Origin of the sequence: Kitasatospora sp. NPDC004723 (assembly GCF_040609255.1) — a bacterium.
Taxonomy (GTDB): domain Bacteria; phylum Actinomycetota; class Actinomycetes; order Streptomycetales; family Streptomycetaceae; genus Kitasatospora.
In genome coordinates this window covers 1,606-15,247 of the sequence record NZ_JBEXJT010000037.1, presented here as the reverse complement: position 1 = coordinate 15,247, position 13,642 = coordinate 1,606, and the positions used below count along the sequence as shown (strand labels likewise).

General features: G+C 72.1%; 12 protein-coding genes and 1 tRNA gene. 6 read left to right on the top strand and 7 right to left on the bottom strand.

The genetic code is table 11. The features are described from left to right. The first annotated feature begins 28 nt into the window (after positions 1-28). Positions 29-1,138, top strand: coding sequence for a DUF475 domain-containing protein (locus tag ABZW10_RS28090; RefSeq protein ID WP_355370996.1), 1,110 nt, complete (start codon positions 29-31; stop codon positions 1,136-1,138). An 85-nt stretch (positions 1,139-1,223) separates the two neighbouring features. Here ABZW10_RS28090 and ABZW10_RS28085 read toward each other — a convergent pair whose 3' ends face one another. Continuing rightward, a complete protein-coding gene (locus tag ABZW10_RS28085; protein WP_355370993.1) occupies positions 1,224-2,339 on the bottom strand; it encodes a DUF2637 domain-containing protein in 1,116 nt (371 codons plus the stop codon). 346 nt (positions 2,340-2,685) lie between these two features. Here ABZW10_RS28085 and ABZW10_RS28080 point away from each other — a divergent pair, with 346 nt between their 5' ends. Beyond that, complete coding sequence (locus tag ABZW10_RS28080) at positions 2,686-3,414, top strand: Tellurium resistance (RefSeq protein WP_355370992.1); 729 nt, start codon at positions 2,686-2,688, stop codon at positions 3,412-3,414. An 84-nt stretch (positions 3,415-3,498) separates the two neighbouring features. Here the strand turns inward: ABZW10_RS28080 and ABZW10_RS28075 are convergent, their stop codons facing one another. Next, positions 3,499-4,563, bottom strand: coding sequence for a TerD family protein (locus ABZW10_RS28075; protein ID WP_355370989.1), 1,065 nt, complete (start codon positions 4,561-4,563; stop codon positions 3,499-3,501). A gap of 321 nt (positions 4,564-4,884) precedes the next feature. Here ABZW10_RS28075 and ABZW10_RS28070 point away from each other — a divergent pair, with 321 nt between their 5' ends. The 3 genes from ABZW10_RS28070 (at position 4,885) to ABZW10_RS28060 (ending at position 9,591) form a co-directional block, all read left to right on the top strand. After that, positions 4,885-6,096, top strand: coding sequence for an HpcH/HpaI aldolase/citrate lyase family protein (locus ABZW10_RS28070; protein WP_355370986.1), 1,212 nt, complete (start codon positions 4,885-4,887; stop codon positions 6,094-6,096). A gap of 63 nt (positions 6,097-6,159) precedes the next feature. Continuing rightward, positions 6,160-8,685 carry a phosphoribosyltransferase gene (locus ABZW10_RS28065; RefSeq protein WP_355370983.1) on the top strand — a complete coding sequence of 842 codons (2,526 nt, stop codon included), beginning with the start codon at positions 6,160-6,162 and terminating at the stop codon, positions 8,683-8,685. Between the two features lie 6 nt (positions 8,686-8,691). After that, the gene (locus ABZW10_RS28060) at positions 8,692-9,591 is read left to right on the top strand and encodes an HAD family hydrolase (RefSeq protein WP_355370980.1); all 900 of its coding nucleotides are present in this window, start codon (positions 8,692-8,694) and stop codon (positions 9,589-9,591) included. Positions 9,592-9,623: 32 nt separating this feature from the next. Here ABZW10_RS28060 and ABZW10_RS28055 read toward each other — a convergent pair whose 3' ends face one another. Beyond that, entirely contained in the window at positions 9,624-9,851 is a 228-nt protein-coding gene (locus tag ABZW10_RS28055) for a zinc ribbon domain-containing protein (protein WP_355370978.1), read from the bottom strand. An 81-nt stretch (positions 9,852-9,932) separates the two neighbouring features. Further along, complete coding sequence (locus tag ABZW10_RS28050) at positions 9,933-11,255, bottom strand: hypothetical protein (RefSeq protein ID WP_355370975.1); 1,323 nt, start codon at positions 11,253-11,255, stop codon at positions 9,933-9,935. A 218-nt stretch (positions 11,256-11,473) separates the two neighbouring features. Here ABZW10_RS28050 and ABZW10_RS28045 point away from each other — a divergent pair. Further along, a tRNA-Val gene (locus ABZW10_RS28045) sits at positions 11,474-11,545 on the top strand. 580 nt (positions 11,546-12,125) lie between these two features. Here ABZW10_RS28045 and ABZW10_RS28040 read toward each other — a convergent pair. The 3 genes from ABZW10_RS28040 to ABZW10_RS28030 all read right to left on the bottom strand — a co-directional run. Further along, entirely contained in the window at positions 12,126-12,548 is a 423-nt protein-coding gene (locus tag ABZW10_RS28040; RefSeq protein WP_355370972.1) for a hypothetical protein, read from the bottom strand. Positions 12,549-12,679: 131 nt separating this feature from the next. Then, positions 12,680-13,117 carry a hypothetical protein gene (locus ABZW10_RS28035; RefSeq protein WP_355370970.1) on the bottom strand — a complete coding sequence of 146 codons (438 nt, stop codon included), beginning with the start codon at positions 13,115-13,117 and terminating at the stop codon, positions 12,680-12,682. Positions 13,118-13,158: 41 nt separating this feature from the next. Continuing rightward, the coding region (locus ABZW10_RS28030; protein WP_355370967.1) for a tetratricopeptide repeat protein at positions 13,159-13,642 on the bottom strand (484 nt) is incomplete at its 5' end.

The window sequence follows — 13,642 nt, the reverse complement described above, 5'->3', positions numbered from 1 at the left end:
CCCTGAATCCGAAAGGTAACCAAGTCCCGTGTTCCTCCGCACATTCGGCTGGTCATTCGCGATCACCGTTCTCGGACTGATCGCCGCAGGCCTGCTCTGGGGGGCGGAGGGATTCGGCATCGTGCTGATCCTCTCCATCCTGGAGATCTCCCTCTCGTTCGACAACGCGGTGGTCAACGCCACGGTGTTGAAGCGGATGAACCAGTACTGGCAGAAGATCTTCCTCACCGTCGGTGTGCTGATCGCCGTGTTCGGCATGCGGCTGATCTTCCCGCTGCTGGTCGTCGGCCTCACCGCGCACCTCAACCCGGCGACGGTCATCGACCTCGCGCTGAACAGCGACAAGACCTACAACGGCTCCACGTACGGCCAGTACCTGGAGGCCGCCAACCCGGCCATCGCGGCCTTCGGCGGCATCTTCCTGCTGATGATCTTCCTCGACTTCATCTTCGAGGAGAAGGACTACAACTGGCTGGCCTGGATCGAGCGCCCGCTGGAGAAGGTCGGCAAGCTGGAGGCCTTCTCGACGGTCGTCGCCCTGGTCACCCTGCTGCTGGCGTCCAACTTCTTCGCGGGTGAGCACGCCGAAACGGTCCTGCTCGCCGGTGTGCTCGGCCTCGTCACCTACCTCGCGGTCAACGGGCTCTCCTCGATCTTCGAGTCGGGCCTGGAGGAGGAGGCCGAGAAGGAGGAGGCGGCGGAGAAGTCCGGCAAGTCGATCGTCCAGGTCGGCGGCAAGGCCGCGTTCTTCCTCTTCCTCTACCTGGAGGTCCTGGACGCGTCGTTCTCCTTCGACGGCGTGGTCGGCGCGTTCGCGATCTCCAGCGACATCTTCCAGATCACCCTGGGCCTGGGCATCGGCGCGATGTACATCCGCTCGCTGACCGTGTTCCTGGTCCGCAAGGGCACCCTGGACGACTACGTCTACCTGGAGCACGGCGCGCACTACGCGATCGGCGCGCTCTCGGTGATCCTGCTGGTCGGCATCGAGTACCACATCCCGGAGATCGTCACCGGCCTGATCGGCGTCGCCTTCATCGGCCTCGCCCTCGGCTCCTCGATCCTGCGCAACCGCCGCGAGGGCACCGGCGGGGGCGACGGCGACGGTGAACGAGAGCTGGTGGGCAGCGCCCAGTAGCCCCGCAGGACGTCACAGCACAACGCCGAACGGCCGTTCCCTCCGAGTGGGGAACGGCCGTTCGGCGTCGAGCGGGGGCGGGTGCTCAGCCGAGCTGCTGCTCGATGGCGCGCAGCTTGCGCTCCAGCGAGTCCAGCTTGGGCATCGACAGGGTGTCGTCGTCCGGCGTCAGGTCGATGGTCGAGCTGCCGCGGTAGGACGACGAGGAGGCCGAGGAGGCCGAGGAGGAAGCCGGGGCGGTGGTGCTGCCGGCGGTGCCGCGCGGGCGGCGGGCGGTCTCCAGGGAGCCCGGCGCGGAGGCGGTGGTGGTGAGAGCGTCTGCCTCGGCGGCTAGGGCAGGCTCCGTAGCGCTCGGGCCGTCTCCGGCGGAGGCGAGGGCGGGCACCTGGCGGCCACTGCGGTTGCGCGACAGCATGCCGCCGGACTGCCGGGAGATGGCCTTCAGCTCGGCACGCTCGCGGCGGTCGGCGCTGCGGGCCCGGACCTTGGCGTCCAGCTTGGCCTGGCGCTCCTCGCGCACCTCCTCGACCGCCTCGTCCAGGCTGCGGACGTTCTCCAGCAGCATCAGCGACCAGGCGGCGTAGGTCTCGCGGGGCGCGCGCAGCCAGCGGACGATGCGGATCTGCGGCAGCGGGCGCGGCACCAGGCCCTGCTCGCGCAGCGCGGCCTTGCGGGTCTGCTTCAGCGCGCGGTCGAAGAGGATCGCGGCCGAGATCGACATGCCGGAGAAGAACTCCGGGGCGCCGTCGTGGGACATGCCGCGCGGGGCGTGCACCCAGTTGAACCAGGCCGAGGCGATGGCGAACACCCAGACCAGCAGGCGCGAGCCGAGCGCCGCGTCACCGTGGCTGGCCTCGCGGACGGCGAGCACCGAGCAGAACATCGCGGCGCCGTCCAGACCGAACGGGACGAGGTACTCCCAGCCGTTCGACAGGCCGAGGTTCTCCTTGCCGAAGCCGACCAGGCCGTGGAAGGAGAGCGCGGCCGCGACGCCGGCGCAGCAGAACAGCAGCACGTAGGAGGAGATCCCGTAGATCATCTCCTTGCGCCGGCGCCGCTCCTCGCTGCGCTCCCAGGAGTCGCCGGAATCCTGCTTCCGGTTGTTGTTCTTGAAGCGCAGCGTCGCCACCAGGATGGCGGTGAACAGCAGGGCTGCGCCGCCGATGACGGTCCAGACCAGCTGTATGGAGGTCAGGTTCATTGCGGGTCGGGCCTCGGGTTTCCGCAGGGGACAGGTCACAGTGCGACACGGTGGTCAGGTTCCGTCCCCGGGACCGGGCCTGACGAAGCGTCGTGATCGAACGGGTGGCCCGGCGCGCCCGGGACAGGGGGCGGGCGGGACACCTGTGCGGCTAGACGATATCGCGTCCGAAGTGGCGGCATGGTACGGGAGGTGGCCTTCGCCCCGCCAACCGACCCGCCGGTGTCCCGCCGGTGTCCGCGGAGCGGCGGTGGGTAGGGGAGTTCGGGTACCCGGCGGGCGGGTTGATGCCCGATCATGGAGCGGCGGACCGTCAGATCGACTGGCGGGGCTGGGGGAGGACGGCATGGCCTCGATTTGGGAGTACCTGCGCGGGGAACGGAACAGCCTCGACACGGGCGGCCAGTTCAAGGTCACCCTGACCAAGTCGTCCCCGCAGCACGCGATCACTGGGGCGGCGGCGACCACCGGCTACCTCTACGTCAACCTGCACTGGACCACCAGGGCCGGGGCCCCGCGGGCGTCCGCCCGGGACGCCGTGCGACGGTTCTTCAGCCCCCGGATCCTCAGCCCGATGGAGCCGGACTCGGCGCAGAACGCGCAGGTCAACGTGGACCTCGACCTGGCCTGCATGTACGAGCTGACGGACGGCAAGCGGGGGGTGGTGCAGCCGCTCGGCGGCTTCCTGGGGGACCTCCAGCACGCGCCGTACGTCAAGCTGAGCGGCGACGACCAGTACGGCGCGCCCTCCGGCGAGACGATGTACATCAACCTGGAGAAGAAGGATCAGTTCAAGCGGCTGCTGGTCTTCGTGTACATCTACGACGGCACGCCCGCCTTCGACCAGACCAACGCGGTGGTGACGATCGTGCCGCAGTCCGGGCCGCGGATCGAGGTCAAGCTGGAGGAGCGGGCCCCGGCGGCGCGGTCCTGCGCGGTGGTGCTGATCGAGAACACCGGGGACAACACGCTCACCGTGCGGCGCGAGGTGCGTTACGTCAACGGGTTCCAGGCGGACATCGACCGGCTGTACGGCTTCGGGATGCAGTGGCAGCGCGGGTACAAGCCCGAGTGAGCCCCCGGCCCGGGGACCGGGGCGCCCGGGCCGTCCGGGCCGTCCGGGGTCGGGTCGACCGGGGGCTGGGGCGGGGGCGTCGGCTCAGCGCGGCTGGAACTGCGGGCCCTGCGGGGGCAGGGCGAACTCCTCGGCGGCGGGGGCCGGCTGCGGGGCCGGGGGAGCGGTGTTCGGCGGCGGGTAGCCGTAGCCGCCCTGCTGCGGTGCCTGCTGCGTCTGTGGGGCCTGCTGCGTTTGTGGGGTCTGCTGGGGGTAGCCGTAGCCGGGGGCCGGTGCCGGGGCCTGCTGGGGGTAGGCGTAGCCGTCCGGGCGCGGGGCCTGCGGCGGGTAGCCGTAGCCAGGGTGCCGGGAGGGGGGCGCGCTCGGGGCCGGCGGGACGTTCGGCGGCACCGTGGGCGGGTTGGGCGGCGGCGGGGGCGTGTTGGCCGGGACGCCGGCCGGGGCCGGGGCGGCCTGGGCGGCGGCGGGCTGCGGGACGGCCGGGGCCAGGGTGAAGGTGCCCGGCTCGGGGCGACCGGCCGGCCGGGGGTCGGGCAGTGCGGTCCGCGGGTCCGTCGGGGCGGGCTGGGCGGGCGGCGCCGCCTGGGTGCCCGCGTCGCCCTCGTCCTCGACGGTGATGCCGAAGTCGGTGGCCAGGCCGATCAGCCCCGAGGCGTACCCCTGGCCGACGGCCCGGAACTTCCAGGCGCCCGCCCGGCGGTAGAGCTCGCCCGCGACCAGCGCGGTCACCTCGTCGCCGTCGGCCATCGCGAACTCGGCCAGGGCCGGTGCGCCCTCGCCGGCCGCGGCGTCGAACAGCTGCAGGCGCAGCCCGCCCACCGCGCGGAAGGAGCCGCCCTCGGAGGAGCCGGCCAGTACCACCCGGTCGACGTCGGCCGGCAGCTTGCCGAGCTCGGCCTCGACGGTGTCGGTGATCTCGCCGCCGTCGGCGGTCTGCTGCTTGGGCAGGTGGCGCACCAGTCCGGACGGGTGGCGCGGCTGGTTGTAGAAGACGAAGTCGGCATCCGAACGGACCCTGCCGCCCGGGCCGAGCAGCAGTGCGGAGGCGTCCACGTCCGGCGCACCGGGCGTGGCGCTCCAGCGCAGCACGGCGCGGACCGCCGCCACCGGCAGTGCGATGTTGGCGCCCTTGGCCATCACGTGCGTCATAGCCGACCATCCTGCCTGTTCGCCACCCCTTCGGACAACGTGACCGGGGGAGGCGCCGTGGTGGGACTTTGCCAACGCTTGCGGTTTGTGAAGTGGAGGGTAACCTTCCGAGAATTCGCCATTGCGGAACCGGCGTGTGCCCGGAGCCGTCCGTACGATGGGCGGGCGGGAGGCGCCGGGGGGCGGCCGAGGGCGACCGGCCGGAACCGGGCCGGGAACCACCACGGCCGTCGAGCGGGTTGAACGGGTGTTGCACCGGGGCCCGTCACCGCCCCTCCCCGCCCCCGCTGGACCGGCGGCCGAACTCCTGAGGAGAGCACCTTGCGCCACTTCGGCCACCTTGCCGACGACGTCCGCGACCGGCTCTTTCTCGCGCCCCCCGGGGAGTTCGCCCCGAACGGCGACCCGGCCGTGCTGGCCACCGCGCTGGGTGCCACGCTCTACAGTCCGGCCACCCGGCCCACCCTGCGCGCGGACATCCGCAAGCAGGCCGCGCAGGGGGTCGTCTCGATGGTCCTCTGCCTGGAGGACGCCATCGCCGACCACGAGGTGCCGGACGCCGAGGCCAACCTGGTGGCCCGGCTCGGCGAGCTGTGGGCGGAGGTCACGGAGGGTGTCGACGCGGCCGGGGTCTCCACCGGCTGCACACAGGATCTTCCCCTCCTCTTCATCAGAGTGCGGACCGCCGCCCAGCTCACCGACCTCGCCGAGCGGCTCGGACCGGCGATCGGCCTGCTCACCGGCTTCGTCCTGCCCAAGTTCACCGAGGAGAGCGGCGGGGACTTCCTGGAGGCGCTCGCCGAGGCCGCCACCGGCACCGGGCACCGGCTGTTCGCCATGCCCGTCCTGGAGTCCCCCGAGCTCGCCCACCTGGAGACCCGCCGGGACCAGCTGTTCGGCATAGCGCGCCTGCTCGACAAGCACCGCGAGCGGATCCTCGCCGTCCGCCTCGGCGTCACCGACCTCTGCTCCGCCTACGGCCTGCGCCGCTCGCCCGACCTGACCGCCTACGACGTCTCCCTGGTCGCCTCGGTGATCGGCGACGTGGTCAATGTGCTCGGCCGCGCCGACGGCACCGGCTTCACCGTCACCGGCCCGGTCTGGGAGTACTTCCCGGTCCAGGAACGGATGTTCAAGCCGCAGCTGCGCCGCACCCCGTTCGCCGAGGCCGAGCCCTCGCGCGAGGCGGTCCGCCGGCGGATCATCGAGCACGACCTCGACGGGCTGATCCGCGAGATCGAACTCGACCGTGCCAACGGGCTGTTGGGCAAGACCTGCATCCACCCCAGCCACGTCCCCGCGGTGCACGCGCTCTCCGTCGTCACGCACGAGGAGTACAGCGACGCCCGGGACATCCTCCAGCAGGACCGCGGTGGCGGCGGGGTGCTGCGCTCGGCGTACACCAACAAGATGAACGAGGCCAAGCCGCACCGGGCCTGGGCGGAGCGGGTGATGCTGCGCGCCGAGGTGTTCGGGGTGGCCCGCGAGGACGTCAGCTTCGCGGAGCTGCTGTCGGCCTGCCTCTGCCGCTGACCGGCCCGCCCCTCCTTCCGCACCTTGCCCACCGCACCGCACCACCGAAAGCAGGACCCCTTCGTGACAGCAGCAGAGCAGGAGCGCACCGCAGCGCAGGAGTGGACCGGCCGCTGGGTCGCCGAGCGGGCCGGCGTCGCGCTGACCGGCTCCGAGCGCCTTCCCGAGCTGGTCGGCCTCGCCCTGCGGGAGAACCGCAAGCGCGCCCACCTGCTGGTCTCCACCGTGCTCGGCAAGCACGTCCCGCAGCGCCCCGCCGTGGTGCACGGCGCCGGCCTCGAACTCGGCCGCCGGGTGCGCGAACTGCTCGGCCCGCTCGACGGGCAGGCCCTCGCGCGGGCCGTCGTGCTCGGCTACGCGGAGACCGCCACCGGCCTCGGCCACAGTGTCGCCGACGGGCTGGACGCCCCCTATCTGCACTCCACCCGCCGCCCGGTGCCCGGCCTCGCCCCGCTCGGCGGCTTCGAGGAGGAGCACTCGCACGCCACCTCGCACCTGCTGCTGCCCGCCGACCCCGGGCTGCTCGCCGGCGACGGGCCGCTCGTCCTGGTGGACGACGAGTTCTCCACCGGCACCACCGTGCTCAACACCATCCGCGCCCTGCACGCCCGCCACCCGCGCGCGCACTACGTGGTGGTCGCCCTGGTCGACCTGCGCGGCGAGGCCGACCGGCGACGCCTCGCCGACACCGCCGCCGAACTCGGTGTCCGGCTCGACCTGGTGGCGCTGGCCGACGGCGGCGTCGAACTGCCCGCGGACATCCTGGACCGGGCCGAGCGGCTGATCGCCGAGGCCGGACCGGTGTGCGAACCGCCGGCCGCCCCGGCCGCGCCGCTGGTGCGGGTCGACCTGGCCTGGCCGGACGGGCTGCCCGACGGCGGGCGGCACGGCTTCACCCCGGAGCACCGGGCGCGGCTGGAGGAGGCGCTGCCGGCCCTCGCCGACCGGCTGGCCCGGGCCGTCGAGGAGGGCATCGAGGAGGGCGTCGAGGAGCGCGCCGACGGGGGCTCCGACGGGGGCTCCGGTGGTGGCGGGCGGGTGCTGGTGCTCGGCTTCGAGGAGCTGATGTACGCGCCGCTGCGGCTGGCCGGCGCCCTCGCCGAACGGCTCCCCGGCGGCGCGGACCGCGTCCACAGCTCGACCACCACCCGCTCGCCCGTCCTCGCCATCGACGACCCCGGCTACGCCGTGCGCACCCGGCTGGCCTTCCCCGCCCACGACGACCCGGCCGACGACTCCTCGCGCGAGCGCTACGCCTACAACGTCGCCCCCGGCGCCGACCCGGCCCGCCGCTTCGACACCGTGGTCCTGGTCGTCGACGACGTCGCCGACACCCCGGCCCTGCACCACGGCGAGCGCGCCCTGCTCGGCCAGCTGCGCCGCGTCACCGACCGGGTGGTGCTCGCCGTGCTGCCCTCCCACCGGCCGGGCGCCCTGCCGGCTCCGCTGTACGGCCCGGAGTTCTCCTCCTACCGGGCCGACGAGGTGGCCTGGCTGCTCAAGGACCTCTCCGAGGTCGCCCTGGAGGCCCCCACCGAGGAGCGCGAGGAGGCCGTGCAGAGCGGCGGCGCCCACTACGCCGAGTCGCTGCCGGTCGAGTACCAGCCGAGCCCCGAGTACCAGGAGCTGTTCCACCAGGCCCTGCGGACCTCCGCCCGCCGGATCGCGCTCGCCGTCGGCACCGTCGCCGAGACCCTGCTGCGCGAACGCGGCCCCGGCCTGGTGCTCGCCTCGCTGGCCCGGGCCGGCACGCCCGTCGGCATCCTGATCCGCCGCTGGCTCGCCGCCGGACACGGCGTCGACGCCCCGCACTACGCCGTCTCCATCGTCCGCGGCCGCGGCATCGACCCGGTCGCCCTGCGCTACCTGGACGCCCACCACCGGGCGGCCGACGTGGTGTTCGTCGACGGCTGGACCGGCAAGGGCGCGATCACCCGCGAACTCGCCGAGGCGCTCGCCGGAACCGGCTTCGACCCCGGCCTCGCCGTCCTCGCCGACCCCGGCCGCTGCGTGTCCACCTTCGGCACCCGGGACGACTTCCTGATCCCCTCCGCCTGCCTCAACTCGACCGTCTCCGGCCTGGTCTCGCGCACCGTGCTGCGCGCCGGACTGATCGGCCCGGACGACTTCCACGGCGCCAAGCACTACACCGAGCTGGCCGGCGCCGACGTCTCCGGCGCCTTCCTGGACACCGTCGTCGACCACTTCGCGGACGTCCGGGCCGAGGCCGTCGCGGCGGCCGGGCGCTTCCTCGCCCCCGAGCACGCCGCCGAGCGCGCCCCCGACTGGGCCGGCTGGGCCGCCGTCGAGCGGATCAGTGCCGAGTTCGGCATCGACGACGTCAACCTGGTCAAGCCCGGCGTCGGCGAGACCACCCGGGTCATGCTGCGCCGCGTCCCCTGGCGGGTACTGGCCCGGCGCGGCGCGGGCGCCGACCTCGACCACGTCCGGCTGCTCGCCGCCCAGCGGGGGGTCCCGGTCGAGGAGGTGGACGACCTGCCGTACTCCTGCGTCGGCCTCATCCACCCCCGCTACACCCGGGGTGCCACCGGCGCCTCCGGTACGGCCGTCCTGGTGAAGGAGTCCTGAGCCCCGATGACTGGATACCTGAGCGGTGGCATGAACGGCGGCGCCGCGGGCCGCTTCGTCGTCGCGAGCGACCTCGACCGCACCCTGATCTACTCCAACCGCGCCCTCGCCCTCGACGTGCCGGACCGGCTCGCGCCGCGCCTGCTCTCGGTCGAGGTGCACGACGGCAAGGCGCTGTCGTTCATGACCGAGCAGGCCGCCGAACTGCTCGTCGAACTCGCCCGGGAAGCGGTGCTCGTCCCCGCCACCACCCGCACCCGGGCCCAGTACGAGCGGGTCAACCTGCCCGGCCCGACGCCCGGCTGGGTCCCGCCGTACGCCATCTGCGCCAACGGCGGGCGACTGCTCGTCGACGGTGTGCCGGACGTCGACTGGCAGGACGAGATGGCCGCCCGGCTGGCCGGCGGGGCGGCGCCGCTGGCCGAGGTGGTCGAGCACCTGGCGCTCTGCGCCGACCCCGAGTGGACGCACAAGCGGCGGGTCGCCGACGAGCTCTTCGCCTACCTGGTCGTCGAGCGCGCCGAACTGCCGCAGGGCTGGCTCGCCGAGCTCACCGGCTGGTGCGCGGAGCGCGGGTGGGGCGTCTCGCTGCAGGGGCGCAAGGTGTACGCGGTGCCGGCGCCGCTCAGCAAGAGCGCGGCGCTGGCCGAGGTCGTGCGGCGGGTGGGCGGGGGCACCGTGCTCTCCGCCGGGGACTCGCTGCTCGACGCCGACCTGCTGCGCGCCGCCGACGCCGCCTGGCGCCCCGGCCACGGCGAACTGGCCGACAACGGGTGGACGGCGCCCGGCGTCACCGCCCTCGACGAGGTGGGCGTGGCGGCGGGCGAGGAGATCGTCCGCCGCTTCCTGGCCCGGGTGCGCGGCGAGGCCGTCGAGCCGGACGCCGCCGTTGTCGGGGTGTCCTAGGGACCGTCCTGGCCGACCGGCCGACCGGCCGATCAGCCGCAGCAGCCGCCGCCGCAGCAGCCCCCGCCGCCACCGGCCGAGGGGGCCTGCTGCGGCGCGCCGCCGGCGGAGGCCGCGCCGGTGACGGCGACGGTCGACAGCAGCTTCACGGTGTCCTGGTGGCCCTGCGGGCAGACGGCGGGGTCGTTGGCCTGCGCCATCGCACGGCGCAGCTCGAAGGTGGCGCCACAGGCGCGGCAGCGGAAGTCATAACGAGGCATGTCCGCCAGCGTATCCGCGTTGCCGCGCGCCGTGGAGGCCGTGCGGCCGTGCAGTGGTCGTGTGGTCGTGCGGTGCTCCGGTCAGCGGTGGCCGCCGCCCAGCTCGCCGCGGATCAGCTCCACCACGTTCGCCGCCGTCTCCCGCACCGCGGCCAGCTCGGTCAGGAACCGCCAGTAGTCCGGATGCCGCCCGGCCGACTCCAGCTCCGCCACCGCGCGGTCCAGCCGCGCCACCGCGGCGTCCAGCGGTCCGGCGTGCCGCGGATCCGGCGCGTGCCGCCCGGCCATCGCCAGCCGCTGGGCGTCCCGCAGGGCGAACCGGGCCCGCTCGACCTCCTTGTTCGGGTCGATCTGCACCTCGTTCAGCTGCCGCAGCCGGTCGTTCACCGCGACCACCGAACCGTCCGCGGTGTCCAGCAGCGCGCGCACCGTGCCCAGCGCGCCCGTGGCGTCCGCCCAGCGCTGCTCGTCCCGGGCCCGGGCCGCCTCGGCGAGCTTGCCCTCGGCGGCCCGCCCGGTCTCCGCGACCTGGTCCGGCACCCGCTGGAGGTCCTGCCAGCACGCGGTGGAGAACCGCCGGCGCAGCTCGCTCAGCGCCGGCTCCACCGTGGCGGCCTTCGTCTCCAGCGCCTGGATCCTGGTCCGCAGACTGGCCACCCGACGGTCGATCTCCCGGGCCCGCTCCGGCAGCTGCCCGACCTCCGCCGCGATCGCCTCGGCACGCTCCCGCACCCGCTCCGCGCGCTCCAGCGTGCCCGGCACCCCGTGCTGCGCGACACCCTCGTTGAGCCGCCCCAGCTCCGGGGCCAGCTCCGCCAGCCGCGCCGCCGGCCCGTCCGCCCGCAGCCCGGCGCCGCGCGCCGCGTCCAGCGCGTTGCTGGCGTCCAGCAGCGCCCGCCTGGCCTGCTCGATCGCCGGGGTCACCCGCATCAGCTGCTGCTCGGCCCGTTCCAGCGTCGGCTGCAGCTTGCGCAGGAAGTCGTTCAGCTCCGCGAGCGCCGAGCCGAGCTGCCCCTTCACGTCGTCCAACTGGTGCTTGGCGCGGGCCGCCGCCCCGGACTCCAGGTCCTCCGCGTCCAGGTCGTGCGCGTCCAGGGCGGCCAGGTAGTTCACGGTCACCTGGTCGACCCGGCCGGAGATCGCCTGGAAGTCCGCCACCGCCCGCCGAGCCGTCGCCCCGTCCCCGGCGGAGCGCACCGTCTCCACCGCCAGCCGCACCTCGCGCTGGGCGGAGTCCACGTCGTAGAACGCCTGCTGCGCCGCGTCCCGCGCCGCCCGGGCGTCCGCCCGCATGCCGTCCCCGCCGCGCCGCCCCCACCAGCCCCCGCCGGTCCCGAACGACGCCGCCCCCGCGGCCCCCAGCGCCCCCGCGACGACCAGCGGCAGCACCAGCGCCTCGGCCACCGCACGTCCCGGCCACCGCCGCCCCCGCCCGCCTCCGCCGGCCACCCTCACTGCGCGCTCCCTGGTTCCCGACCGTTGATCCACCGACCATTGTTCCCGATCACCCCACCCCACCGGCACCCCACCCGTCCCACCCCCCGACCACCCGCACCACAGCACCCCCCCGGACCAGGTACCCTAAGCATTCGTCGTGCGCCCGAACGGGCCCGCACGACCGGGGGCGCGTAGCTCAGCGGTAGAGCGCTGCTCTTACAAAGCAGATGTCGGCGGTTCGAAACCGTCCGCGCCCACAGCAGAGAAGGGCCAGTTCGGAGGCAGGATCCTCCCGAACTGGCCCTTGATCGTTCCCGGGGTCTCAGCCTGGCCGTGCCATCCGCGTGCCAGATGCCCCTGTCCCGGTGCTTCCCTGACCACTGCGCTCATCCGGCCAGCGATCACCCGATCTCGGCCGCTGGTCATGTGCTGGTACGTCAGCGCGGCCTGGGCTCTGCTGGGGCCCATCCTGGTCATGAGCTCCCAGGCGCTGACCCCGTCCTGTAAGGCGAGCGTGTTCCCGGTGTGCCGAAGGTCATGGAAGTGGACATCCTCACTCACCGCGGCGGCTGTGCGGGCTGGGATCCAGACGTCCTGGACGGGCGACGGTCGGTGTGAATGCTGCCGCCATGATCCGCAGAGACCATCCTCTGCATGTTCGTGGGCGTGCACCTGAACGGCCGTCGAGGCGGACTGCCATAAGACTGTCGTGTGCCCACGCCTGGTTTGCAGTGTCGGCGTCCGACCGTGCCGCATGAAGAAGGCGGATCGCAGCGATATTCTCGCGACGGGCATGACAGAAAACTCTGGAAATCGAATGCGTGAAGGGGTGAGTTCTTACCGGGAAAAATGATCGCCATCGCCTGTGATGGCTGACCCAATAGTGTACGCGGCAATTGATCGCTCGCCGGATGCTGTGATAGTGATTGATCCGGTTGTCGCAGGGGCGAGGAGGGCTGCGACTTCCTCCTGTAGCTCCGGGTTCTCTCGCATGGCTCGCTTTATTTGGTAGCGCAGCGCTGCAATCGCATCCGGGTCGTCGGCATGTACAGCGGCATCCCGCACCGAGTCCTCCAAGGCGGATTTCTCGGACCGAGTGCAGTGGCGCAAGGCTGATCGGATGATGCGGCGCCCGAGGTCGGCGGTTGCGTTCCTGGTGGTTTCATCAGATTCGGCCAGTGCTCGTTCACCAAATTCTTGGACTGCTGCCGATAGATATGGTCCCGCATGCTCTGCAAGCCGAGCGCTTTCAGTGCTCATGTCGCCACCTCCTTTTTCTGTAGACTAAATCGCACTCAGGATTACTTGATCGCAGTGTTGTTCGGAGTGGCCGGTCTTGCTCGGTCAAATGGCGCCTTCGTGGCGCGCTTTGTAAATGCTCGAAATGGCGGCTAGCTCGCAAGTGCATGCGAAATGGCCAGTATGGCCGTTTCGGTGCCGATTCTGCTCGCAATTTCGAGAGCCCACCTTCCGGCGCTCCTGAGATGCGTGAGCGTGGATTGCCCGTCACCTTGATTGGCCTCGACCTCGGCCCTGGCAACATCGCCAGCAGAGATCATCTCCTCGGCGGTTTGCGCCTGGGTCTGCATGGCGGCGCGCAGACTTGCTAGGTCAACTGCAAGCTTCCCGAGGTCGAGCTCTTGGGGGCGCAGGGCCCACGCTTGATTAAATGTATTGTTTGAAACTGAGGCGTTTGGCCCCACAGCGCCGGTTTGCCCGTAGTTATTGTAGGTGTTGTGTTCCACGTGTTCTGCCTCATTAATTCTGGGCCTGCTTGACTCTGTGACTTCTCTAATCATGTCGGCAAGGTTTTCGGTACTCTCGTACACGTGCATAATGATAATTGTCGCCTTCGGGGGATCGTGAGGCATTATTCGTCCCCCGGGAGCCTGTTGCTGTGGTTTGCGGTGTAGAGGGCCTCTCGAGTCGCAGTCGTCAACAAGTGACTCTTGCCGAGGATCCTTTCCGCGTCCTGGAGACTGTGCTCAAGTAGGATCGCGGCCCGACCAGGGTCTCCGTGTGCCAGATAGGCGGCTGCGAGGTTGTTCCGACTGGTCAGAGTGTTGGGGTGGGTGGCGCCGAGGACCAGTTCGTGTTGCGCGAGGGTGGCCTCGTGAAGGGTGATGGCGTGGTCGAGGTCGCCGGCTTCCCGGTAGGCGGCTGCGAGGTTGTTGCGGGTGACCAGAGTGCCGGGGTGGCGGTTGCCTAGTACCGCCTCCTGTTCGGCGAGGGTGGCCTCGTAGAGGGTGACGGCGCGGTCGAGGTCGCCGGCTTCCCGGTAGGCGGCTGCGAGGTTGTTGCGGGTGACCAGAGTGCCGGGGTGGCGGTTGCCTAGTACCGCCTCCTGTTCGGCG